The sequence below is a fragment of the Cricetibacter osteomyelitidis genome, assembly GCF_004340985.1.
GTDB classification, from domain to species: Bacteria; Pseudomonadota; Gammaproteobacteria; order Enterobacterales; family Pasteurellaceae; genus Cricetibacter; species Cricetibacter osteomyelitidis.
In genome coordinates this window covers 29,523-52,728 of sequence record NZ_SLYB01000009.1, presented here as the reverse complement: position 1 = coordinate 52,728, position 23,206 = coordinate 29,523, and the positions used below count along the sequence as shown (strand labels likewise).

General features: G+C 39.8%; 18 protein-coding genes and 1 riboswitch. Of the genes, 12 read left to right on the top strand and 6 right to left on the bottom strand.

Annotated elements, in window-relative coordinates; translation table 11 throughout:
- Positions 1–141 precede the first annotated feature (141 nt).
- From torA to EDC44_RS05920, 3 genes are all read right to left on the bottom strand, one after another.
- The gene (gene torA / locus EDC44_RS05930; protein ID WP_207896734.1) at positions 142–2,613 is read right to left on the bottom strand and encodes a trimethylamine-N-oxide reductase TorA; all 2,472 of its coding nucleotides are present in this window, start codon (positions 2,611–2,613) and stop codon (positions 142–144) included.
- A 17-nt stretch (positions 2,614–2,630) separates the two neighbouring features.
- Positions 2,631–2,779, bottom strand: a riboswitch (molybdenum cofactor riboswitch).
- A gap of 6 nt (positions 2,780–2,785) precedes the next feature.
- Positions 2,786–3,901: a NapC/NirT family cytochrome c gene (locus EDC44_RS05925; RefSeq protein WP_131976342.1), complete on the bottom strand. Its 1,116-nt coding sequence runs from the start codon at positions 3,899–3,901 to the stop codon at positions 2,786–2,788.
- Between the two features lie 149 nt (positions 3,902–4,050).
- Complete coding sequence (locus tag EDC44_RS05920; protein WP_131976340.1) at positions 4,051–5,778, bottom strand: LuxR C-terminal-related transcriptional regulator; 1,728 nt, start codon at positions 5,776–5,778, stop codon at positions 4,051–4,053.
- Positions 5,779–5,904: 126 nt separating this feature from the next.
- Between EDC44_RS05920 and xthA the strand changes: the two genes are divergently transcribed.
- On the top strand, positions 5,905–6,705 hold the full coding sequence (gene xthA, locus EDC44_RS05915) for an exodeoxyribonuclease III (protein ID WP_131976338.1): 801 nt from the start codon (positions 5,905–5,907) through the stop codon (positions 6,703–6,705).
- Positions 6,706–6,904: 199 nt separating this feature from the next.
- Positions 6,905–7,114 carry a cold shock domain-containing protein CspD gene (gene cspD / locus EDC44_RS05910; protein WP_131976336.1) on the top strand — a complete coding sequence of 70 codons (210 nt, stop codon included), beginning with the start codon at positions 6,905–6,907 and terminating at the stop codon, positions 7,112–7,114.
- Between the two features lie 59 nt (positions 7,115–7,173).
- Here cspD and EDC44_RS05905 read toward each other — a convergent pair whose 3' ends face one another.
- A complete protein-coding gene (locus tag EDC44_RS05905; RefSeq protein WP_131976334.1) occupies positions 7,174–8,034 on the bottom strand; it encodes a fructosamine kinase family protein in 861 nt (286 codons plus the stop codon).
- Between the two features lie 349 nt (positions 8,035–8,383).
- On the opposite strand from EDC44_RS05905, the gene EDC44_RS05900 reads away from it, so the two are divergent.
- The 8 genes from EDC44_RS05900 to rplT all read left to right on the top strand — a co-directional run bounded on the left by EDC44_RS05900 (position 8,384) and on the right by rplT (position 18,111).
- Positions 8,384–12,400 (top strand): exo-alpha-sialidase, encoded by a 4,017-nt coding sequence (locus EDC44_RS05900; RefSeq protein ID WP_131976332.1) that lies wholly within the window; start codon positions 8,384–8,386, stop codon positions 12,398–12,400.
- A gap of 330 nt (positions 12,401–12,730) precedes the next feature.
- Complete coding sequence (thrS, locus tag EDC44_RS05895) at positions 12,731–14,662, top strand: threonine--tRNA ligase (RefSeq protein WP_131976330.1); 1,932 nt, start codon at positions 12,731–12,733, stop codon at positions 14,660–14,662.
- Positions 14,663–14,798: 136 nt separating this feature from the next.
- Complete coding sequence (locus EDC44_RS05890) at positions 14,799–15,470, top strand: CsgG/HfaB family protein (RefSeq protein ID WP_131976328.1); 672 nt, start codon at positions 14,799–14,801, stop codon at positions 15,468–15,470.
- 9 nt (positions 15,471–15,479) lie between these two features.
- The gene (locus EDC44_RS05885) at positions 15,480–15,824 is read left to right on the top strand and encodes a DUF4810 domain-containing protein (RefSeq protein WP_243647913.1); all 345 of its coding nucleotides are present in this window, start codon (positions 15,480–15,482) and stop codon (positions 15,822–15,824) included.
- Positions 15,825–15,835: 11 nt separating this feature from the next.
- Positions 15,836–16,495, top strand: a complete 660-nt coding sequence (locus tag EDC44_RS05880; RefSeq protein ID WP_131976326.1) for a DUF799 domain-containing protein — start codon at positions 15,836–15,838, stop codon at positions 16,493–16,495.
- A 158-nt stretch (positions 16,496–16,653) separates the two neighbouring features.
- Complete coding sequence (gene infC, locus EDC44_RS05875; protein WP_481219193.1) at positions 16,654–17,256, top strand: translation initiation factor IF-3; 603 nt, start codon at positions 16,654–16,656, stop codon at positions 17,254–17,256.
- Positions 17,257–17,502: 246 nt separating this feature from the next.
- Positions 17,503–17,700, top strand: a complete 198-nt coding sequence (gene rpmI / locus EDC44_RS05870) for a 50S ribosomal protein L35 (RefSeq protein ID WP_005596065.1) — start codon at positions 17,503–17,505, stop codon at positions 17,698–17,700.
- A gap of 57 nt (positions 17,701–17,757) precedes the next feature.
- A complete protein-coding gene (gene rplT / locus EDC44_RS05865; RefSeq protein ID WP_005596075.1) occupies positions 17,758–18,111 on the top strand; it encodes a 50S ribosomal protein L20 in 354 nt (117 codons plus the stop codon).
- 84 nt (positions 18,112–18,195) lie between these two features.
- On the opposite strand, the gene EDC44_RS05860 is transcribed toward rplT, so the two are convergent.
- Positions 18,196–19,524: an NCS2 family permease gene (locus EDC44_RS05860; RefSeq protein WP_131976322.1), complete on the bottom strand. Its 1,329-nt coding sequence runs from the start codon at positions 19,522–19,524 to the stop codon at positions 18,196–18,198.
- 65 nt (positions 19,525–19,589) lie between these two features.
- Positions 19,590–21,260, bottom strand: a complete 1,671-nt coding sequence (gene ettA / locus EDC44_RS05855; protein ID WP_131976320.1) for an energy-dependent translational throttle protein EttA — start codon at positions 21,258–21,260, stop codon at positions 19,590–19,592.
- Positions 21,261–21,540: 280 nt separating this feature from the next.
- Between ettA and EDC44_RS05850 the strand changes: the two genes are divergently transcribed.
- The gene (locus EDC44_RS05850) at positions 21,541–22,194 is read left to right on the top strand and encodes a DUF1007 family protein (RefSeq protein ID WP_131976318.1); all 654 of its coding nucleotides are present in this window, start codon (positions 21,541–21,543) and stop codon (positions 22,192–22,194) included.
- Positions 22,185–23,201: a zinc transporter permease subunit ZevB gene (gene zevB / locus EDC44_RS05845; protein ID WP_131976316.1), complete on the top strand. Its 1,017-nt coding sequence runs from the start codon at positions 22,185–22,187 to the stop codon at positions 23,199–23,201. Before EDC44_RS05850 ends, zevB begins: the two co-directional genes overlap by 10 nt.
- Positions 23,202–23,206 lie beyond the last annotated feature (5 nt).

Sequence of the window (23,206 nt, the reverse complement as noted above, 5' to 3'; positions counted from 1 at the left end):
TATCATAAAATAAATTGGTATTGCGCCTAAAAATAGGATCTTTTATAAAAAAATTTGAAATTTTATATAAACAGATTAATTTAATGTTAAATAGATAAAAAAATGACCGCACTTTTTGTGAGTGCGGTCAATGCTGTTAAGTTAAGCTTGTGTATATTTAGGTTCTTTAAATACCGTAACAGCCGGAGCTTCACCCACAAATTTTTCCACTTGGACAATGGCGGTATTTGGTGAGTTACCTTGTGCCAGTTTGGATGTGCCTTCATCGCGGGTTAATACGTTCGGACAGCCATTTTTACATAATGGTTTTTCCGTTGCGCCTAACTCGTGCGGATCATACCAAGCACCTTCGTGTAATGCGACAGTGCCTTTAATAATGCCATCAGTTACCACTGCACCCGCCAGCACTTGTCCGCGAGAGTTGAAAATACGTACCACATCACCATCAGCAATACCTCGAGCTGCCGCATCTTCTTTGTGAATTAAGACGGGTTCACGATCGCTTACCGCATATTTTTCACGTAATGAAGTTTGTGCTAATTGGCTGTGTAAACGATAATACGGATGTGGTGTCACTAACGCCAATGGTGCTTCTGCTGTGACATTGCCTGCGTATTCCTCCGGCACCATCCATGTTGGATGACCTTTGCAATCGTCATAATTCATTTTAGCAACCACATCAGAGAAAATTTCAATTTTACCTGATGGCGTACCTAATGGATTAAGCAATGGATCGTTACGGAATTCTTCATAACGCACCCATTTTTTTGCTTTTTCTGAAGCATTAAAGGTCAAAGGTTTGTTTTCTTCCCAGAATTTTTCAAATTTCGGCATTAATACACGGTTCTTACGAGCCGCATCAAAGGCGGTTTGATAGAAGCCTTTGAGCCAATCCATTTCAGATTTACCTTCGGTAAATTGCTCTTCTACACCGGCACGTTTTGCCAATTCGCGGAAAATATCGTAGTCGTTTTTCGCTTCATATTGCGGTTCAACCACTTGTTTCATCGGATAAATATTCATCATTGAATAGTCGCCACTCATAGTTAAGTCGTTACGTTCGTAAGATGTCGTGGCTGGTAATACGATGTCCGCCATTCGGGCTGTTGGTGTCCAGTAGGGTTCATTGACAATAATCGTATCAGGTTTTTGCCACGCTTTCACTGAGGTATTGGTATCTTGATGGTGTACAAACGGGTTACCGCCCGCCCAATAAATCAATTTAATATCTGGATAAGTGATTTCACCGCCATTATATTGAATTGTTTTGCCCGGGTTTAATAAGGCATCAGAAATACGGGCTAGCGGGAAAGAGACTTTAGATACTTCATCAAGCCAAGTTTTTTCGCCCACTTCGCCAGAAGGATTAGCGGAAATGGAACCTAAAATACCGCCTGTTGCAGTCGGCACACCGCCGTTGGAATAGTGATAACTCAAACCGAATCCACCGCCCGGTAAACCGATTTGTCCGAGCATTGCCGCCAGTGTTACCAGCATCCAGTGGGTTTGTTCACCGTGACGTTGACGTTGCATTCCCCAACCGCCCATTAGCATTGTACGTTTACTGGAGAAGTCCGCTGCTAAGGCTTTGATCACCTCAACCGGCACTCCCGTAATTTGACTTGCCCACGCTGCATCTTTCGGTTGATTATCCTCTTTACCTAACAAGTAGGTTTCAAATTTATCATAACCGGTAGTGTATTTTTTTAAGAAATCTTTGTTGTGTTTGTTGTCCGCCACAAGCGTATGAGCAATACCCAACATGAGCGGTACATCCGTTGCGGTATTCACAGGAATCCACTCAGCACCCAAATATTCACAACTTTCGCTACGAACAGGGTCGATACAAATAATGCGTTTACCGGATTCTTTCAATTTTTTGAAATATTCTAATCCTTTTTGGTCTGTTGACGTCCATGCGATTCGCATTGTGGTAATCGGATTAGCAGACCACAATACCACTAATTCTGACGTTTCAAGAATAGTTTCCCAGCTGGTTTGTTGCTCATAGACTTCAATCGTACCTAGCACATGCGGCATGATCACTTGTGCTGCACCGGTAGAATAGTCGCCCTTTGTGCCGACAAAACCGCCGGTAATATTCATATAGCGTTGTAATAATGTTTTACAGGCGTGTAATGCACCGGAGCTATACCAACCATAAGATCCTGCAAAAATACTTGTAACGCCGTAGGTATCACGCACTCGTTTGATTTCATTATGTACCAAATCAAACGCCTTATCCCAAGACACACGCACCCATTCGTCATGACCACGTAAGCTGGTATCTTTGTTACCTTCCAAATATCCTTTACGTACCATCGGATATTTCACACGGGTTTCACCATGCACTTGATCGGCAACCACGGATTGCAACTCATTGACAATGGCAGGTTCAATGGCAGGACCTGATTTCACTACTTTGCCATTTTCAACGACGACACCGAGCGGTCCCCAGTGCGCTGCGGTGACCACCGTTTTCGTTTCAGCGGCGGCCGCAGTAGGGGAAATTAATGTCCCCAAAGTACCACCACTTAATGATGTGCCTGCCACACCGAGTGAGGTATTTTTTAAGAAAGTTCTACGTTTCACATCGATTTTGTCTTTTTTCATAATAAACTCCGTCTATTAAGTTAAAATGAAAGACCCTTTCTGAATACGAGAGGACAGGCAATTTCTCAGCTATCCTTGGAATAAATCGCTTAAACATCAGCCATTTATTCGGCTTGTAGTCCATATCTTGCGACTTAGGGCTATAAGCTCGGTGTCTTAGTTTTGGTTTATATTAGTGAGATGAACCCACCATATCTTTTGCACTACGTTGTAAGAAAATTGTCACCGTACGCACATCATCAGCGCTCATTGATGTACGATCTTTCATTGAGTTTACAACACCAATCCATTGGTTTGCGGTATAATGATCGGCACCAATCGGGGCGTGACAGCCGCTACAATGAGTTTGGTTCAAGTTATTTCCGAAACTGTTTAATGCGGCGATATTTGATGTAATAGCCTCTTTCGGTGCATTAATTTCTAAGGTGATTTCTTTCCATTCAGAATCCGTCACTGCATCGTGAACGGTTTGAACTACAGTCACTTTATCTTTCATATCATCACCTAATAATGCCACCATAATACGTTTGCCTAAACCCATATATATTACTGATTCGGCACCTACCTGTTGCCAGCCTTTTAAAAGTGCGGTCACTTTGCCGTCAGTTTCTTTCCATTGGGTTAATTCAGCATAAGGCATTAAACGTACTTCGCCGCCAATAGGTGATTTCACTGCGGTCATCGCCAAAGAATAGAGTGTTTTATCGCCGGCGGAAAATTCACCACCGTGTTTCGCGAGTTCACCTGCGGCCGCCGCATTATCCACTTCAATTTCCGGCATAAAATGCACTATACCTTTATGACAATCGATACAGGTTTGATTGGTTTCTTGTGCCAGTGTATGCATTTTCTGTGCGGCTTCGGATTGTTCGCTTAATACCATTGCTTCGGTACTATGGCAAGATTTACAAGTCGCCGAATCATTGGCTTTCATATCTTCCCATACTTGTTGAGCCATTTCTAAACGGTGTGTTTCATAGGCTTCCTGATCAGGGAGTTTGTTTGTGACAAAAGTATGCCATATATCTTTTAGTGCGATAACTTTAGTTTTTAAATAATCAATGCCTTCATGTGGAATATGGCAATCAGCACATTCTGCACGAATTCCTTTACGATTAGAAAAATGGACACTGCCTTCCCATTCGGCTTGTGGATGGCTCATTGAATGACAACTCACACAAAACTCGGTAGTGCTCGTTTCTTTCATTGTATACTGTACTCCAAATAATACACTTGCACCTACTGCCATCAGCCCCAGTGCAATTAAAGTCGTTTTTATTTTTAACATGTTTCTTTCCCCCTAAATACAACATATATAATCCCTATAATTAGGTATGGATTTATTGTATTTGTGAAGTAGGAAAGCTCAATAAGTAAAAATACGTATTTTGAGGTAGATAAAAATAAAAGAGACGAAAACTTGATATATATCAGTTTTTAGGATTTTAAATTAAACCAATGCGGAAGTTTAAAGGTCGTTTCAGCAAATAAATCTGGCATAATGACCGCACTTTTGCCTTGTTGAACCTGATAAATCAAATGAGGGAGACTAATAGATAGATCCGTTGTGTTATCCGGATAAGCCAAACCAATTTGCGAATCAGAGCCAAAGTAATAGGTACCGTTTACACCGTGGTGAAGCATAGCACGCATACCTCTCAATACGTCTTTGAACATCCGCGGCGAAACGCTATTACGCCAGACATTGGCTAAAATATTGATCTGATCGTAGGCAATGCTGGCTTGTGAATAGGTTGGCTGATAACCAAAAAATTGTTGATATTGCCGGACGAATTGCTTACCTGCATAATTGTTACTTAATCCACTGGTCGTTGACCATAACACGCCTTCACATGGCTGATTGTGCGGTAAAAAGGCAGACGGTGCATAAATGCTATAAAGAATCGCATTAATCGGTGCACGCAAAAAGTCTTGATAGAAATTTACAATATCTTCGGCAAAATAAGAGGCTAAAACAATTAATGCCGGATTGAGATTGTGGATTTGCTTCATTGCATATTGAAAAGTTTCCGCGGTTTGATCAAGTTCTAACACATCCACTTTCCAATGTAAGGCTTTTAAATCGCTGATTAACTTATCAATGCCAATATCAATACGTTGCCATTTGACCTGAATAACTAATAAATGCCGATGGGCAATCAACTGTGAATAATGTTGTTGATATGCTTGTAAAAAACGCAATACTCCAGCACCATAATTGGTATCGCTGGCACACACTTGAAAAATATTGTCGATTTTATACGTTGATAAATTATGATTGCGTTTGTCTGAATCGCTATGCGTGGCAATATGCAAATAAGGCATACCGCTGCCAGCGACGAGATCATGAATTTCCGGGGAATAACAGGCATAACTGGTTGAAATCGCATCCACTTCACGCTCAAATAATTGTTGATAAGCAGAACGAATACTTGCTTTATCATCAACACAAAATCCGACGGTTTCTAACCGCACTTCTCGCCCTTGAATACCACCTTGTTGATTAATTTTATTCACCGCAAGCAAAGAACCGTTGAGTAATTCTTGCGTATCAATTTTTCCAATTCCTTTTTCTACATAAGGTACACCGATGATAATCGGACGACTTTTACTACGTCTTATGGCAAAAGTAGAATGAGAGGAGGTTAATAATTGATGTGCAATTTTTTCAATCTCATACACACTCAATACAGAATGCTTTAAAACACACGGCAGAGGTAAACAACATAAATTTTCAACAACGGCAAAGACAGCAAGTGCGGTACGATTTTCCGTATTTGTTTTGGTGAAAATATTTTCAATATGTTTTGCAACGGTACGTTCGCTAATATGAAGTTGTTCGGCAATTTCGCCATTGGATAAGCCGCTACTTAATAAAGTCAGAATATCTAACTCTCGTTTACTGAGTTCAAAAGGAAGTGAAACCTGTTCAGCCTGCACAATACAAAAGCTATCTTGATAGCGTTGTAAATAAATATGCAGCCACTCAGCGTTTTCGGCATGATAATAGAAATGTAGGCTATCTTTAGTTGAGTGAATCAAAGCCTGAGCATAGTGAATAACTTGTGTAAAAACAGTCAAATACTCCATGCCTGCTTTATCCTCCCATTGGGATAGATTTGCATTGTTATCGACTAAGCAAGACCAGTTTGTACGCATATTCATCAAATTATTCACTCTTTTGTTAAGATTATGCAGTATATAAATTTAGCTTAGCTTGCTCTTTGATTTAAATCAAAAATCAATTTATCTGTTATAATGTTTCCCATTTACTTCAGCAAGAGGTTTTTTATGAAAGTTATTTCTTTTAATATTAATGGGTTGAGAGCTCGCCCACACCAATTAAACGCTATTATCGAACAATATAGCCCGGATATATTGGGATTGCAGGAAATTAAAGTGGCAGATGAAGTTTTTCCTTATGAATTAGTTGAAAATCTGGGGTATCACGTGTTTCATTACGGACAGAAAGGGCATTATGGTGTGGCGTTATTATCCAAGCAAAAGCCTAAGGCTGTGCGTAACGGTTTCCCCACCGATGAAACAGATGCGCAAAGACGCATTATTATGGCGGATTTTGATACCCAATTCGGCGAAGTTACTGTGATCAACGGCTATTTTCCGCAAGGGGAAAGCCGTAATCATGAAACTAAATTTCCGGCAAAAGAAAAATTCTATGCGGATTTACAGCAATACTTAGAAAAAGATCTTGTGGGCAAAAATGTGATCGTGATGGGTGATATGAATATTAGCCCGACAGATTTAGATATCGGTATCGGTGAAGAAAACTGTAAGCGTTGGCTGCGTACCGGCAAATGTTCGTTTTTACCAGAAGAAAGAGAGTGGTATCGACGTTTGTATGATTTCGGATTACAGGATACATTCCGTTTACTTAATCCGAATGTTAACGATAAATTCTCATGGTTTGATTATCGCTCTAAAGGCTTTGATGACAATCGTGGATTGCGAATTGATCATATTTTGGCAAATGCAAAATTAGCAGAGAATTGTATTGATGTCGGCATTGCCTTGGATATTCGCTCCATGGAAAAGCCGTCGGATCATGCACCGATTTGGGCGGAATTCCGGTAGTATCATAATTCGGCTGAATTGTATCAGCTTAAAATATTTCGATTTTTTTTGTGATCTCTGTTGGATTTTTAAATATTTGTCATTGAATTTAATGAAGATTTATTTCAGAATTACCGAGAATTGAACCTGAAGGTGTATATCGGTCCGTTCATGGTTAGCAACGTTATCACGGAAAAATTTTAAATAGAGGTTAGATACTATGGAAGTCGGAGTTGTAAAATGGTTTAACAATGCCAAAGGATTTGGTTTTATTTGTGCGGAAAATAGTGATGTGGATATTTTTGCTCATTATTCAATTATTGAAATGGATGGTTATCGCTCATTAAAAGCCGGGCAAAAAGTTCAGTTTGAAGCGATTCATGGAGATAAAGGTTCTCACGCAACAAAGATCATACCAATTCAACCTTGATATTCAAAAATAAAAAATAAGTGCGGTGAAAATTGCACTTATTTTTTATTGATTATCATTTATTGAAGAATTTCCTTAATTCTTGCTTTTGTTAATTCTATGTATTGCCCTTTAAAACGATGGCAGAAATTCAGCAAATAATAGAGCTGATAAATTAACTTACGATCTTCATAGCCATTTTCAATGGCGTAAATTTCCTGATAGCCTTGGTAAAATTCTATCGGGAAAGGTTCAAATAATTCGCTGAATGCCAAATCGCATTCGTGATCGCCCCAGTAACAGGCCGGATCATAGGTGACAATATTACCGTTTACCGTACTGCAATTTTCCGACCATAAGTTACCATGTAACAATGACGGTCGGGGGTTGTGTTTGGTTAATTGTTTGGTAACTGCGTGCACAATTTGTGCAATATCACAAAATTCAATACCTTTCTCTTTGCATAACTGTAACTGCCAGCCGATACGTTTTTCACTAAAGAAAGTTGACCAATTAGATTGCCATTCATTTGGTTGATGCACGCGACCAAGCCAGGTATCGAAATCCAAACCATATTTATCTTGATTCGCCCAACGGTGAAGTTTAGCAATACTGCGGCCGAATTCAGCCATATCACCTTGTTTATAATCTGTCATAGGAAGTGATTCTAGTAAGAGGAAGCTATGGCTTTGAGAAACGCCAACACCGTACACCAGCGGTACTGTGACAGTGTTACTTTTTGCCAATAATTCTAATTGATCCGCTTCTGCACGAAATAAAGAGCGGTAGGATTTTTCATTAATTTTGACAAAAACCGGTTGAATACCATCATCAATAATCCAGGCTTCATGATTTTCACCACTTTGAATTTGAGTTTTACTCTTGATCGAATAGTATGCACCGAACTGATCCGCTAGCACTTGTGAGATAGATTTCCACATAATGACCCCCTTGTTTTAAGACAAATTAAAGGATTGTTTCAATACTAATAATAAATTGAGAAAGATACCGTGATTTAAATCACAAAACAGAAAAATAACAATAAATTTATATCAAATGAAAACCATCTATCATTTGATAATGAATTTATTATTAAGATATTTATTTTGTTAAAAAATAGCACTTATTTTGTAAGAAAAATGTAAAAAAATTAATTTTTTAAATAAAATTTTTTGAATCAGATCACGAAATAAAACTCCATAATTTTACTTCATTTTGAAATTTAAATACATTGAATGCAATTTTGGCTCTGTGTCGTTGAGTCTATTTTTAATATTAAAGGGGAGTACTATGAAAAAATCATCAAAATTTAAACTTAACCTATTGAGTTGTGCTATTTCAGTTGCATTATTTACACCATTAGTGGTATTTGCTGCTGTTTCAGAGTCGGATAAGGCTAGTTTAGGCGCTAATCCGGCAGAGGAAATTAAATTATTTCATCAAGATTTAAAGGACCAAGGCAGTGATGGTGTACCGATTTGGCGTATTCCTTCTCTTATCAATACTAAAGACGGTGTGTTAATTGCCGCAGCGGATAAGCGTTGGCAACATCGTGGTGACTGGGGAGACATTGATTCTGCCATTCGTATTAGTCAGGATAATGGTAAAACTTGGGGGGATATTACCACTATCTTGAATTTAGTTTCTCGTAACGGTGAACGTTCACCAATTGTGCAGGATGCAGCTAACTTTAACCCTTGGGCACATCGTAAGGGAACAGATGCAACATACCGTAATTCCGCATTTACCATGGATTCTCAAATGTTACAAGACCGTAACACCGGTAGAATTTTTATGGCGGTGGATATGTTCCCTGAAAGCACGGGATTGTCGCAACCAACAGATAACGGTGTTACCGAATCTGGCAGCGGTTACGTGAATATTGGCGGTAAACAATATCTCAAATTAAAAAAGGACGGCAAGCAATGGACATTACGTGAAAACGGTGAAGTGTTTGATGAAAATAATCAAAAAACTACTTACCGAGTTGATATGAATGGCGACCCGGCAAGAAACTTCCATAATTTAGGTGATGTTTATGGTTCCAACAATGAAAAACTCGGTAATATTTATCTGAAAAAAGAAGGTAATAATTCCAAGGTTCCTTTCACCATCACACACACCTCTTATTTCTGGCTAATCCATTCTGATGATAACGGTAAAACGTGGTCACAACCGGTGGATTTAACACCACAAGTGAAACAATCTTGGATGCGTTTTTTCGGCACCGGGCCGGGTGTAGGCATTCAAACCAAAAACGGTAATTTGATTTTTCCGGTTTACTATTTTAATACGCACGGCAAACAATCCTCTGCATTAATTATTAGTCAAGATGGTGGAAAAACTTGGAACTTAGGGCAGAGTCCGAATGATACACGTGCGGAATTACAAGGACAAAATTCCCAAACGTTGAATAATAATAGCGGTAATAATAAAGAATTAACCGAATCCCAATTAGTGGAATTGGATAACGGCGATATTAAATTATTTATGCGTAATAATAGTCAACGAGTAATAATGGCAACGTCCAAAGATGGTGGCTATACGTGGTCAAAAACCGAAACTATTGATGCCTTGAAACACGGTTATTCACAAATGTCGGTGATTAAATATTCCAAACGTATTGACGGCAAGGAATATATTATTTTCTCCGGTCAATCACAACCCGGGACAAGCGGAGATCAATATCGTCGAGATGGTAAATTATTTTTAGGTGAAGTTCAAGAAGACGGCAATATTAAATGGGATACCGTAAAATTAGTGCGTGAAATTAAAAGTTCAGGCGTAGCGGTACAAAATGGAACACGTTATAACAACGGCTATGTTTATAGCTCAATGGCAGAACTAAATAACGGTAATATCGGTCTTGCCTATGAAAATACCACAGAATATACCACCATTATGTATCTTCCAATTGATTTACAGGAGTTTTTCTGGAAAAACAATCAAATCTTTAGTGATCGTCGCCGAGAGGCACCTTTGGTAATCACTTATAATGGCAATGAGTCTCTGGAAAAAATTGGTGATGGCGAAGCGGTTAAAGAAGGTAGTGGCATGAGTAATGCAACTGTTGCCGTGAAAGAAGGCATATTGTCATTAAATTCTGCCACAGCACAAGATCGTGCTTTTGCAAATATATCGGTGCACAAAAACGGCACATTACGCATTAAAAAATGGGATGCCACACCGAAAGAAAATATCAGTTTAAACAGCGGTACATTAGATTTATATGGTAATGATCTGACTCTCAGTGATGATTCTAAAAATACCGGCTTATATACCAAAAAGCTGAATAGCAATATTGTTAACAATAATGCCCAAAAAGCCTCAACCTTGTACTATCAGCTTTCTGATGACCATGAAATTGCCGGGCAAGTGGGAAATGAAAGCGGCAAACTGAACTTGTTTTATAACCCGGCTCAAGACAGAGGCGATCTTTTGCTGAGTGGCAATAGTCATCTTAATCAATTAGGTGTGCAAAAAGGTTCGGTAACATTGGGAACAGCTAGCAAAAATAATATAGCTCAAGCCAGTGTAGCAAACGGGGCAAAATTAGTATTGGAGCACAATGCTACTGCCGCTATGAACAGCTTGGCTATTGAACGCAGCGGTTTGGTTATGACAAAAACCGAAACTGGTAATGCGACCACACTAAATGCGAATACGCAAGGCACCGGCGGTTTGTTGAAACAAGGTGAAGGTACACTGAATTTAGTCGGAACCTTTAATCACAGCGGCGATACCAATTTACAAGGCGGTACCACCAATTTACTTGGGAATATCAACCAAAGTGCGGTCACTTTAGGGGCAAGATCTATGCTAACCGGTGCCGGGTATATTGCCAATGTGACATTAGAAAATACCTCAATGCTGATATTAAATCCAACAGCTACAGCGAATAACTATACACCTGCCACAATGAAATTTGACAAATTAACCGTGAAAGACGGTGCAACTATTGGTTTAATGGTGAATAACACGGCAGAACCGGTAGCGAATTGGCAACACGATAGAATTGTGGCAAAACAAATTGAAAGTACAGAGCGTATTCCGTTAGCAATCCATTATTGGGGAAGAGATTTCAGCAGTAATTCCGATACTAACGGTAACGGCAAATATGATGCGGACGAAGGGATTTCCGTAATTCAAGCCTTAAACGTCAGCCGTTTAGATCAGTTCTGGTTAGTACCGGGAGTATTACGTGCTGCCACTGTACACCCAATGACCTTAGTTAATGTAGAACGGGGTGCAGCGAATGCGGCAGATAATCTGCAAGGCACAGACAGTGCATTTTATGATTACCGTATTCAAACGCGTTTGGTGACGGAATCCGGTGCACCGGTGGATAATAATATCCGTTATGTATCACCGAAACCAACAGATCCGACTCGTTATGCGGTAACGCCTGATATTCCGACCGTGTTATCCACCAATACGGCATTGTTTAACCAAGGCAACGGATTGGTTAATAGCTTTATGGATAACATTGCTCCTTGGTTTGGTGATAAAAAAGGTTTCTATGTGATTCAACAACATAACAACAGCAATTTTGGCAGCGATTTATCTTTCCAAAATTATGGCTATGACTACAAATCCAAACAAAACCGCACCTTATTTGGCGGTTACTTCCCGGTTTCGGCCAATAGCGAATTGCATTTAGGGGCAGGCTTAAGCAGCCAGAAAGTTACCCCGAAAGCCGTAGACGGCTCAAGCAGTGCAAAATATAAAACCACATCCTTAATGGCAGCATTACATAACCAATGGGATAAATTTTCACTTGATTTGGGGCTGGCATACCATTGGCACCGCGGCGATATTTCCACCGGCGAGAAAAAAGACATTGTGGATGTGAAAGGTAAACACCTGCAAATGTTCACTCGTGTGGGTTATGATATTCCGTTTGGCAAATTCACGGTCACACCGGTTTTAGGGTTGAATTATCAATATCTTGACACCGATTTAAGAGACAAAGGCGGACGTAATTGGAATATCCGCAACGATAACCAAAACGTATTGACCACTCAAGCGGGAACGCATTTCACTTGGCAGGGTGATATGTTGCGGTTAAAAGCCGATGTCTTGTATGAAAACAACAGCGGCAACCGTGGCAATGTATTAATCACCGATACCCAAACCCACCAATTCACCACATCACGCTTAGGCAATGCAATGTTGTATAAAGTGGGCGCAGAAGTTGCGGTAACGCCTGCGTTCACCGTCGGCGTGCATTATAATCATCGCCAGGCTTTATCCGGCAAGGGGGCGGAACAGAATAGCATAATGGGTAAATTGGAATATAAATTTTAATTAACAACACTGACAAAGTGCGGTAGAAAATCGAAAAGTTTTTTACCGCACTTTTTTGTAGAACATTGAATTATTACAGGTAATTTTTTATTAATTTAACTTTTAGATGACAAACAAAACAAGATTTTGTTTTTCGTAACAGCATAGATTCAGAGTTATTTTAATTTTTACCTCTGTGTTTTATTGTGTTAAAATACCCGCTCATTTTTAACCGCACTTTTACTGCTACAATGTAGGTAACAGCCGAAGTAAGCTCACAAAAATAAAGCTTTTTAATGTAAATCAACAAGTTGCCTCGCGTATGGGTGACCACTGTAAAGGACAAATGTTATGCCAATTATTACTTTACCTGACGGTTCACAACGTCAATTCGATAATCCAATCTCCATATTAGAAGTTGCACAAAATATCGGTGCCGGTCTTGCTAAAGCCACTATTGCCGGACGAGTAAACGGAGTTCGCAAAGATGCGTGTGATTTAATTACAGAAGACAGTAGTCTTGAAATTATTACCGCAAAAGACGAAGACGGTTTGGAAATTATTCGTCACTCGACGGCTCACTTATTAGGTCATGCAATTAAACAACTTTTCCCGGATGTGAAAATGGCTATCGGGCCGACTATTGATAACGGTTTCTACTATGACGTAGATTTAGATCGTTCTTTAACTCAAGAAGATTTAGATAAACTTGAAAAACGTATGCTCGAATTGGCTAAAACCAATTATGACGTGGTGAAAAAAGTAGTGAGCTGGCAAGAAGCCCGCGATACCTTTGAGCAACGCGGTGAACCGTACAAAATGGCAATTCTTGATGAAAATATTGAGAAAACGGCAGCACCTGCTTTATATCATCACGAAGAATATATTGATATGTGCCGTGGTCCGCATGTGCCGAATATGCGCTTTTGTCATCATTTTAAATTAATGAAAATTGCCGGAGCATACTGGCGTGGTAACAGTGACAATAAAATGTTACAGCGTATTTACGGCACAGCATGGGCAGATAAAAAACAACTTGCTGATTATTTGCATCGCTTAGAAGAAGCGGCAAAACGCGATCACCGTAAAATCGGTAAAGCATTAGATTTATACCATATGCAGGAAGAGGCTCCGGGTATGGTGTTCTGGCATAATGACGGCTGGACAATTTTCCGTGAATTAGAAACTTTTGTACGTACGAAATTGAAAGAGTACGATTATCAGGAAGTAAAAGGTCCGTTTATGATGGACCGCGTATTGTGGGAAAAAACCGGTCACTGGCAAAACTATGCGGATTTAATGTTTACCACACAATCGGAAAACCGGGAATATGCAATCAAACCGATGAACTGTCCGGGACACGTTCAGATCTTTAATCAAGGTTTAAAATCATACCGTGATTTACCAATTCGTATGGCGGAATTCGGTTCTTGTCACCGTAACGAGCCGTCCGGTTCATTGCACGGTTTAATGCGTGTACGTGGTTTTACCCAGGATGATGCGCATATTTTCTGTACTGAAGATCAAATTGAAAGTGAAGTAACCAGCTGTATTAAAATGGTTTACGATATTTACAGTACATTTGGGTTTACGAATATTTTTGTGAAACTTTCGACCCGTCCGGAAAAACGTATCGGTGAAGATTCAATGTGGGATCGTGCTGAACAAGGTTTGGCAAATGCGTTAAAACACAATGGTCTTGAGTATGAAATTCAAGAAGGTGAAGGCGCATTCTATGGTCCGAAAATTGAATTTGCCTTGCGTGACTGTTTAGATCGTGAGTGGCAATGCGGCACGATTCAATTAGACTTTGCATTACCGGGACGTTTAGAAGCAACTTATGTTGCAGAAGATAATAGTCGTCGTACACCGGTCATGATCCACCGTGCAATTTTAGGTTCAATTGAGCGCTTTATCGGTATTATTACTGAAGAATATGCCGGTTTCTTCCCTGCGTGGTTGGCGCCGGTACAAGCAGTAGTGATGAACATCACTGATAGCCAATCTGATTATGTGCAATCAGTAGTGAAAAAATTATCCGATGCGGGTATCCGTGCAAAATCAGACTTACGTAACGAAAAAGTAGGCTTTAAAGTACGTGAACACACCTTACGTCGTGTGCCGTATATGCTGGTTTGCGGCGATAAAGAAATCGAAGCGGGCAAAGTATCGGTGCGTACCCGTAAGGGCATGGATTTAGGCACATTTACAATTGAAGAATTTGTTGAAATCCTGAAAAACCAAGTGAAAGCTCGTGAACTTAAATTATTAGGCGAAGAGTAGTTTCATTATTTGCAAAAAGCGGTCAAATTTGGTCGCTTTTTATATAATTTTCATCTGAGTCAATTTTGTATATTTAAAAGGCTTTTTTGATATGCTAGAATTCCGAACGGTTTTTATCTAACTAAAGGGGATGTAAATGAAAAAATTATTAATGACTACATGTATTGCAGCATTAGGCTTAGCCGGTTGTGCAACTGAGGGTTCTAGAACTATTGCGCCAACAGCAACACAGGCTGCAAGTACTGCTGCAAATTATCACGGTGTAAAAACCGCTATTTCTGTTGGTAAGTTTGATAATAAATCCAGCTTCCAAAATGGCGTGTTTTCAGATGGGCAAGATCAGCTGGGCAATCAATCAAAAACTATTCTGGTTTCCCATTTACAGCAAACTGGGCGTTTTTCTGTTCTTGACCGAACAAATATGAGTGAAACGGCTAATGAGGCTAAGATTAAAGGGCAAAAACGAAAACTCAAGGGCGCTGCCTATGTGATTACGGGAGATGTAACCGAGTTTGGTCGTAAGACGGTTGGTGATCACCAATTATTTGGTATTTTAGGGCGAGGAAAAGAGCAAGTTGCTTATGCAAAAGTTACTCTTAACGTTGTTAATGTAAATACATCTGAAGTTGTTTATTCAGTGCAAGGGGCCGGCGAATATAACTTGTCAAATCGAGAGGTTTTAGGCTTCGGTGGCACAGCGGGTTATGATTCAACCTTAAACGGAAAAGTGCTGGATCTAGCAATTCGAGAAGCAGTAAATAATTTAGTAAACGGTATTGAAGCCGGATATTGGACCCCTGTTAAATAAGGAGTAACAATGAAGAAGCTAAACATAATCATATTTGCTTTAATGGCAATGATTTTATCCGCTTGTTCTTCAAAACCATCAAATACCCAATATTACTGGGGGAATTATTCGGATATCATATATAGTTATTACAATGAACCGGGTGATTTTGTTAAGCAAGAGAACGGTTTTAATGAAATTATTAAAATGGCAAAAGATGCGAATAAACCTGTCGCACCCGGTGTATACGGGCATTTAGGGCTTGTTTTATTAAAACAGGGGAAAACAGCGGAAGCACAGAATGCCTTTATTCAAGAGCAACAATTGTTCCCTGAAAGCAAAACATTCATGCAATATTTACAACGTAAAAAATAAGGATAAGTAGAATGAAAAAATTATTAATTTTACTTTCAGGTATTTTGTTATTATCTGGATGTGCTAAGCAGCAAATGCCTTCTTATGATTACAGTGCATTGAAAGAAAGTAAGCCGAAATCGATTCTTGTTGTATTGCCTGTGAATAATTCTGTAGATGTTAAAGCGGATACAAGTGTGTTAGCGAGAGCAACTTATCCTTTAGCCGAATTAGGCTATTATGTTTATCCTGTATTACTTGTAGATGAGGTATTTAAACAAAATGGTTTAACGGACGGTAATGCAATTCGAAGTGCTAACATTAAGAAAATATATGATATCTTCGGAGCCGATAGCATTTTATATATAAATGTAGATAAATACGGTTCAAGCTATAAGGTTTTCGATAGCGTTACGGAAGTAGAACTGGAAGGAAAATTGATTGACCTTAAAACAGGCAAAACGCTTTGGGAAGGTACAGGTCGTTTTGCTGAAGGATCTACACATAGTAATGATGGCGCTTTAGTTGCATTAGTTAAAGCAGCAATTAGTCAAGTGATAGATACAACAAAAGATAAAGGCTATGAGGTTTCAGCTTCTGCAATGAGTTCTTTGGTTCATTTAGGAAGAAATGGTGGATTATTAATTGGTCCTCGCCATCCTTCATATGGAAAACAAGAAGTTAAAAAATAGTCGATTATATAAGCTCTTAATGTATTAAGAGCTTATATTGACTTAGTCTAATTAAGTTAATGTTTGTTATTTTTTATGTGTACTATTGCATAACATGTCAATATCTTTTAGAATTCTAGCGTTTGTCCTCTAATTAATTTAGATTTTGGGCTTTATAAATTTCAGTCTTCTGCTTAGCAGTCGATTTCAGAGTAAAACTTACAAGAAGGAATAATACTATTAAACCTGTAAAACGTGTTCAGTCAAATCGCACACATCGTCTTAATGATGAAATTCGTGGCGTAAAGGAAGTTCGCCTAACTGATGAAAATGGCGAACAAGTCGGTATCGTATCAATTCAAGATGCTTTGGCGAGAGCGGACGAAGCCGAATTAGATTTAGTTGAAATCAGCCCTAATGCGGAACCGCCGGTTTGTCGTATTATGAACTACGGTAAGTTCATCTATGAAAAAGAAAAAGCTGCAAAAGAGCAGAAGAAAAAGCAAAAAGTCGTACAAGTGAAGGAAATTAAATTCCGTCCGGCTACAGACGATGGTGATTACCAAATTAAATTACGCAGTATTTTACGTTTCTTAGAAGACGGCGATAAAGTTAAAATTACCGTTCGTTTCCGTGGACGGGAAATGGCTCATCAGAATATCGGTTTAGACGTTTTAGAACGCGTTAAAACAGATACAGCTGAAGTTGCAGTAGTTGAATCTGCACCGGGCAAACTCGAAGGTCGTCAAGCGGTAATGGTTATTGCACCGAAGAAAAAATAATTTATACTTGCATAAAACGGACGGATCCTATACAATCCGTCCGTTTTCTCTTTTGTAAAAAAGAGAGACAAAAGCAATCAACAGGCACATTTCGCAGCCTGATTTGCTTTTTAAGCTGAAAAGCTTATGAGCGGTAATGCTCTTTCGAGATAATTAGTGCTTTCCAAGTAAAATACGATTAGCGATAATCGCATTTTTCGCCTGATTATTGTGTATTATGTAAAACAATGCGGAGTTTATAAAACAATGCCTAAAATTAAAACAGTACGTGGTGCTGCTAAGCGTTTCAAAAAAACAGCTTCAGGCGGTTTCAAACGTAAACAATCTCACTTACGTCATATTTTGACTAAAAAGACAACTAAGCGTAAACGTCATTTGCGTCATAAATCAATGGTTGCAAAAGCAGACCAAGTTTTAGTCGTAGCGTGCTTGCCATACGCATAAGCACAAGTCGTACGAATTAGTTCAATTTAGTTATTAATATACATAGGAGATTAAATAATGGCTCGTGTAAAACGTGGTGTTATTGCAAGAGCACGCCATAAGAAAGTTCTTAAGGCTGCTAAAGGTTATTATGGTGCACGTTCACGTGTGTATCGTGTTGCATTCCAAGCGGTGATCAAAGCCGGTCAATATGCTTACCGTGACCGTCGTCAACGTAAACGTCAATTCCGTCAATTATGGATTGCTCGTATCAATGCAGCAGCCCGTCAAAACGGTTTATCATACAGCAAATTTATCAACGGCTTGAAAAAAGCGTCTGTTGAAATCGATCGTAAGATCCTTGCTGACATTGCAGTATTCGATAAAGTTGCATTTGCTGCTTTAGTTGAAAAAGCAAAATCTGCACTTTAATTCAAGGTGTTGAATAAAAATGGGAGCTAATGCTCCCTTTTTTATGCACTCAAAAAGAGTGCGGAATTGACCGCACTTTATCCATTAAATTGCCCAATGCCCCACATAGAACGCGACTAATGCAATTGCGATTAATACCGTGCCGATGTTCAGTTTGTTTATTTCACCGGAAACAATTCGGCCGATAACCAGTGCGGCAAAGCCAAGCATAATGCCGGTAACGATATTGGCAGTGAGTACGATAAATACTGCACAGATTAAACCGCTCATTGCTCCTATGAAGTCATCAAAGTTTAACTTGCTCACGTTGCTTAACATCAATAATCCCACATACATTAACGCCGGAGCGGTAGCGTAACCCGGTACTAAGAAGGCAAGCGGTTGGAAAAATAACATTAATAAGAAGCCGATACCTACGACAATTGCCGTGATGCCGGTTTTACCGCCCGCTGCCGTACCTGCTGCGGATTCAATATATACCGCTGCCGGAGCTGTGCCGAATAAACCGGAGAATAGGCTACTCACGGAATCGGATGTTAAAGCCTTACCGCCGTTGATAATTTGTCCGTCTTTGTCTAATAAATTCGCTTGACCGGCTACCGCGCGGATTGTGCCCGTAGCATCAAATACTGCCGTCATCACTAAGGCGAAAACCACTGGTAAAATAGCCGGTTGTAACGCCCCCATAATATCCAAACCTAAGAATAAAGATTGTTCTCCAAAGGTCGGCATTTTAAATATTTCACCGCCGAATGTAACGTTTGGATCGAAAATCAATCCCACAATAGTGATAGCGATGATTACCCATAAAATCGCTCCTTTTACGCGGAGTTTTTCTAAACCGATAATCGCCGCCAAACCTAATAATGAAGCCATTACAGGGAATGATGTGAATTCGCCGAGTTTTACCGGTAAACCGTTTTGATTGCCTACAACCAGTCCTACGCCGTTGGCGGCAATCAGCAGCAGGAACAAACCGATACCGATACCTGCACCGATAGCGATACTTTCCGGTAAATTACGCAAAATCCACGCACGAATACCCGTGGCAGAAATCAGTGTGAATACCACACCCATTAAGAATACTGCACCCAGTGCCACCGGAATACTCACTTGCTGACCTAATACCAAGCTGAAAGCGGTAAATGCGGTGAGTGAAATAGCACAGCCGATAGCCATTGGGGCATTTGCCCAAAAACCGATAAGAATTGAGCCTAAACCACTTACCAAGCAAGTGGCGATAAAGACCGATTCCGGCGGAAAACCAGCCGCACCAAGCATATTCGGCACAACGATAACGGAGTAGACCATTGCTAGGAAAGTGGTGAGACCCGCAATAATTTCCTGACGAACGCTGGAACCGCGTTTGGTCAGTTCAAAGGTTTTTTCCAAACCTGAAGTTTGTGTTGTCATAAAATTGTCCTTGAATGAGAAATGACGAAAAAAGCTCTCTTAATTAAAAGAGAGCTTGAATTTGATTATTTTGCAATACGTTTATATTTGATACGGTGCGGTTGCACTGCATCTGCACCAAAGGTTTTCTTTTTCCATTCTTCGTAGTCAGAGAAGTTACCTTCGTAGAAGGTGACTTTGCCTTCATCACCGTAGTCTAAAATATGGGTGGCGATACGGTCTAAGAACCAGCGGTCATGAGAAATCACCATCGCACAGCCGGGGAATTCCAAGATTGCATTTTCCAATGCACGCAAGGTTTCAACATCCAAGTCATTGGTCGGTTCATCAAGTAACAACACATTGCCGCCACGTTGTAACAGTTTTGCCAAATGTAAACGTCCACGCTCACCGCCGGATAATTCGCCCACGCGTTTTTGTTGATCCACGCCTTTGAAATTGAAACGACCTACATAAGCACGGCTTGGAATTTCAAAATTGCCGATGGTCAAAATATCTTGACCGTTGGAGACTTCTTCCCACACGGTTTTCTTATCATCCATTGCGTCACGGAATTGATCCACAGAAGCCAGTACCACGGTTTCACCTAAGGTCACAGAACCGTTATCCGGCTGTTCTTGACCTGAAAGTATCCGGAATAGGGTAGATTTACCCGCACCGTTAGGTCCGATAATGCCCACAATCGCCCCTTTCGGAATACTGAAAGAAAGATCGTCGATTAAGGTACGTTCGCCGTAGGATTTGGTAAGATGTTGCACTTCCAACACCTTATCGCCCAAACGTGGACCGGGTGGAATAAACAACTCATTGGTTTCGTTACGTTTTTGATATTCGCCGGAATTAAGTTCGTCAAAGCGGGCCATACGAGCCTTACTTTTCGCTTGACGACCTTTTGGATTTTGACGTACCCATTCCAATTCTTTTTCAATGGATTTTTGACGAGCAGATTCTTGAGCCTGTTCTTGAGCCAAGCGTTTTTCTTTTTGTTCCAGCCAAGAGGAATAATTGCCTTCCCAAGGAATACCTTCACCGCGGTCAAGTTCTAAGATCCAACCGGCTACATTATCTAAGAAGTAACGGTCGTGGGTAATCGCCACTACTGTGCCTTCGTAGTCATGTAAGAAACGCTCTAACCACGCTACGGATTCTGCATCTAAGTGGTTAGTCGGTTCATCTAATAACAGCATATCAGGTTTTTCCAGTAACAAACGGCATAATGCTACACGGCGACGTTCACCACCGGATAAATGTTCGATTTTGGCATCCCAATCCGGCAAACGCAACGCATCTGCGGCACGTTCTAGTTGATTTTGCAGATTATGACCGTCGTGTGCTTGAATAATCGCTTCAAGTTTAGCCTGTTCCGCTGCAAGTTTATCGAAATCCGCATCCGGATCAGCATATAACGCATACACTTCATTCAAGCGGGTTAAGGCGTTTTTTACTTCGCCGACGGCTTCTTCTACCGCTTCACGTACGGTTTGTTGCGGTTCGAGTTTCGGTTCTTGCGGCAAATAGCCGATTTTGATTCCCGGCTGCGGACGGGCTTCCCCTTCGATATCTTTATCGATTCCCGCCATAATGCGGAGCAGAGTGGATTTACCCGCACCGTTTAAACCGAGAACACCGATTTTGGCACCAGGGAAAAAGCTTAAAGAAATATCTTTAAGAATATGACGTTTCGGCGGTACAACCTTACCGACACGCTGCATCGTATAAACAAATTGTGTGGACATAGTAATTTTCCAATTTAGGGATAAAAAGTGCGGTTTATTTTACAAGTTTTTCAATTAAAAAAAAGACCCTCCATGAGGAGGGTAGGAAAGTAGTTTAGCTATTTTATAATATTTTTTATTTAGGAACTTTATGAATACCAAGTTTTTAACTTGTGCGGCAAGTTTACATAAATTTACATTTCTTTACAAGTCTTTTTTGCAAATCTTAATAATTTTTTAAGGTTTATCTGAATTTTTCTTTATGTTAGGATAATTACTCACAATTCAAAGAGTTAAAAGTATGAAAAAATCTTTACAATTTATCGGAATATTATTGTTATTTATTGTCAGTAAAGCGACGGCACATCCGCATGCATTTATTGAAATGAAAGCGGCTCCTTTAGTAAAAAATGAACAATTAGTCGGTTTTTCAATGCAATGGACATTGGACGAGGTAAGTTCATCTGAGATTCTTTATGATTTTATGCTGGTTGAAGATGATCAGAAAGCGAAACAGAAGATGTTTGATGAAATGATAAAAAATGTCGTGAATGAACATTATTTCAGTTATTTTTATGATGATAAAGGCCGTAAAATTAAATATACCTCAACGCCGCAAAATTACGGATTACGGGCGGTGCGGCAGCAAATCCAATATTACTTTGATTTTATGCTGACGAATCCGCAACCGCTTACAAAAGCGAAGTATATCTTGTCCACTTATGATCCTACTTATTATGTGTCGATGTATTATAATTTGCCGCCGGATCATAAGAAGACGCAAAGTGCGGTGGATTTTACCGCACTTCCGAGTCAATGCAAGGGAGAAGTAAGAATGCCGAATGTGGATAAAAAAACGCAAGACTATGCTGCTTCGTTAGATCAAACTCAGCGTGATGATGATCCGACATTGGGTGCTATTTTTGCTCAGGAAGTGATAATTTTATGCGATTAAACAGATGGTTTTCTCTGTTGCTGTTGGGCTTGTTAATTGCAGCAATATTTTATTTATTTCCTTTTTTATTTAAACAGGTCGTTGTATGGCAGCGTGAATTTAATCAGCTGATGTCCGGCTATTTGCACCAAATCAAACAAAATCCTACATCTGCGGGGACTTGGTTGATCGCGATCAGTTTTGCTTACGGTGTATTTCATTCTTTAGGCCCGGGACACGGTAAATTTATTATTGCCAGTTATCTTTCCACTCACCAATCAAAAATAAAAACCAGTATAATTTTGACTGTACTCTCATCATTCATGCAGGGTGTAGTGGCAGTAGCAGCGACATCTATTGTTGTCGTGGCATTAAATTTATCTTCGGCATATTTTAAATTAAGCGAGCTTTGGCTTGAGCGGTTTGCGTTCATTTTATTAATGTTGCTTGGATTTATTTGGGTCTTGCAAAGTGCAAAAAAATTTCTTAAAACTTACCGCACTTCAAAGCAAAAAACATCCCTACGTATCAAATCCATTCAAAGTATGGCGATAAGTCCGCATAATATGATGCTAAGTGCGGTCAGAAATCGGCAAGAAATTCATGATCACAGTGCTGGATGTGCTTGCGGACATCAACATATTCCGAACCAATCTCAATTGAATCAGGCGACGGATATTAAATCTCAACTGTTAGTTATTTTAAGTATTGGTATGCGACCATGTACGGGAGCTATTTTTATCCTATTTTTATCTTATATGTTGGATTTATTCGCCTGGGGAATTGTCGCTACCTTTGCTATGTCATTGGGGACGGGGATAACCTTATCGGCTTTTGCACTATTGGTGCAATATGCCCGCAAACTTGCGGTACGGGTAGGGCAGTGGTATTTATCACCACATCTGACAAAAAATTCTGATGTGATCATCAAATTGACGGTCGGTATTTTATTAATCATGTTTGCCGGCGGATTATTATACGGTAGCACTTTACCAAGTGTCGGCGGAGCAACATTATTTGGACGATAATTTAT